Origin of the sequence: Pedobacter sp. 22163 (genome assembly GCF_052045595.1) — a bacterium.
Lineage (GTDB): Bacteria > Bacteroidota > Bacteroidia > Sphingobacteriales > Sphingobacteriaceae > Pedobacter.
Genome location: NZ_JBQEPM010000023.1, coordinates 1 through 2,630, shown reverse-complemented (window position 1 = coordinate 2,630; position 2,630 = coordinate 1). Strand labels below are relative to the sequence as shown.

At 39.7% G+C, this 2,630-nt stretch carries 1 protein-coding gene and 1 rRNA gene; both read right to left on the bottom strand.

Features of this window, described 5'->3' with window-relative positions:
- Positions 1 to 889: 889 nt before the first annotated feature.
- Positions 890 to 1,756 carry a DUF808 domain-containing protein gene (locus ACTJKN_RS27285; protein WP_440828766.1) on the bottom strand — a complete coding sequence of 289 codons (867 nt, stop codon included), beginning with the start codon at positions 1,754 to 1,756 and terminating at the stop codon, positions 890 to 892.
- 773 nt (positions 1,757 to 2,529) lie between these two features.
- Positions 2,530 to 2,630: ribosomal RNA gene (gene rrf, locus ACTJKN_RS27280) — 5S ribosomal RNA — on the bottom strand; the annotation flags it as partial.

Here is a 2,630-nt window from a genome sequence, read left to right as displayed (position 1 = left end):
AAATTTTATTTTTTTCTTCTTCTCTTATCCCCTGTCTGCTTTTCAATATGCCGATTTTAATCAGCTTTCCGTTCTTCCGATCCGGGCTGCAAAGGTAGCAATCTTTTCATCTCCCGCAATATTTATTTTAAAATAAATCCTGCCCGCTCTATCTCCTGCGCCATCCTTTCATTCAAAACCCTTCCTCCGAAGCGGGATGCAAAAGTAGAAAAAATTAACGCTTCTGCAAAGCTTTTACCCCGATTACCTGAAGGTTTAAGTTAACTCAATGGTTTTCAACAGGAAAAAGTTTTGCGGACAGCAAAACTTTTTGAACGAAAGCTTGTTTGGCGCCTGGCCAAGCTTCGCAGGCTTCCGAAGTTTTCCCTGCGCCCGGCCGTTTAAAACTTCGCAAGTCCCTGCAAAATAAACCCGATAGCAGCGGACATCCCGATTTTTTTCATCGGGATAAAGCGGATAGCGGGAACACACCTTCATAATAGCACAGAACCTGCTTTTCATAAAAAAACAAAAGCACTCTTATATATAATGTAGGAATAACCTGTACGGACAGAATAGACTTCCGAAGTTTTCCCTGCACCTATGCCTTTTAAACTTCGGAAGACGCTGCAAAATAAACCTGACAGAAGTGGAAAACCTGATGGTGAGGAACGAACCAAGGCTTTGCAACGGATGGCGGGACAACACTTATATAGTAATACTGAACCTGCTTTTCCTAAAATCACAAACAATATATCACTAGGCAAACTTCCAAAGCTATCCTTACACCCCTGCTCTTTTAAACTTCGGAAGTTATTTACTGAAATCAGACCTATATAGTAGTAAGAACCTGCTTTGCTAAAAAGCGACAAACAAAATTAATATTTGCAAATAGAATACTGGCAATTCTTTATTTTCTGATAATGGCTAATAGCTTTTTACCAGCAATAACAACAAGCACAGAGACTATTCCAGCGGCTAATCCAAAAGCAAATTCCCTAAGAATTGAAGGAAAAGTATGAAGAACATGATGTAAAAAGCCAACATTGTGTGCAAAAATTCCACCTGAAACCAAGATCAGCGCTACCGTTCCTACAACACTTAATATTTTTATTATAATCGGTAAAGAACGAACCAGTAGGTTTCCAATAACAGAAAGGATACCTTTTTCACCCGAGGCTTTCATTAAGCGATAGCCAGTATCATCCATCCTTACAATAATGGCTACGATACCATAAACACCAACCGTAGCCAACATAGCTACAGCTGACACCGTCATAATTTGTATAAGCAGCTTCTCTTCGAGCACACTTCCCAAAGCAATAATTACGATTTCTATTGATAAAATAAAATCGGTAATAATAGCTGATCTGATCTTCGCTTTCTCCGCTAGCTCTCCCTCTTGGATAACTTCTTTTGCTTCGACATGTGTGGGCTTTGACCGATGAATAAAATATTCAACAATTTTCTCTACCCCTTCATACGCCAGGTACAATCCGCCTAGTACCAGGATCACCTTAATCGCTACCGGAAAAAAGAAATTGAGCAATAGCGCAATTGGAACAATAATAAGCTTATTCACAAATGATCCTTTAGTGATTGCCCATAGTACGGGCAGTTCTCTCGAGGAAAGAAAACCAGTTGACTTTTCTGCATTTACTGCTAAATCATCTCCTAAAATCCCCGCAGTCTTCTTGGCCGCTACCTTAGCTGTTACCGCTACATCGTCCATTAAAGCACCTATATCATCCAAAATTGCAAAAAAACCTGAAGCCATATCTAAAAATCAATTATGTCGCAAAATATCAAATCCTTTTCAGATTCGAACAATCATATTCAAATCTTTAAGACTATTAGAATACAATATTTGAGAAATGGCAACTATTTGATAAATCTATCTCTGAACATCCATAAAGTGTTTGGCAAGGAAGAATCAATTACCCTTTCTTGGCATGACACCGCTAAGAGGCAATCATCTACTTGTTTATCAAAGAGTTGACTATTAACATAGCTTTCAATCAACATGTTTTAGAGCGCAATAACAGTAAAATGTAGGTCGGGTTCCGTCCTGCTGTCCGCTGCAATCCTTTTGAGAAACCCTTGGGATAAACAATCTACCCCTGCCCAAAAGGGATTTCCGCTGCCATCAGGGCTATTGAACCTGGGATTGAAGTGTAGACGATTGATGAATATACTCTGCTCAAATCAGTGTAATCTGCGGGAACAACCCCTTAACTCATCTTAACTCCTTAATGATAGAAATAACCGCTGTTACAGTTCCTTTCAACATTAAGGGATTAAGGGCATTAAGAAAATATATTGGAGCAGTGCCTTAACTTTTCTTCACTTCTTAATGGCGCAAAAATTAGCGGAGCATAATAGAATGGCCATAAACTCTTTAGTGACCAGAAAACCGATCCAGGCCCATTTCACCATTAAGGTTTTAAGGGCATTAAGAAGATTATGTTGAGAAAAGTGAAGGGTACAGAACAGAAATGCCCATAAACGAAGAAAACCCTTCAACATTTCTGTTGAAGGGTTTCTTTTAATATTTGGCACCGACCTACTCTCCCACGTGTTACCGCAGTACCATCGGCTCTGGTGGGCTTAACTTCTCTGTTCGGAATGGGAAGAGGTGGACACCACCGATA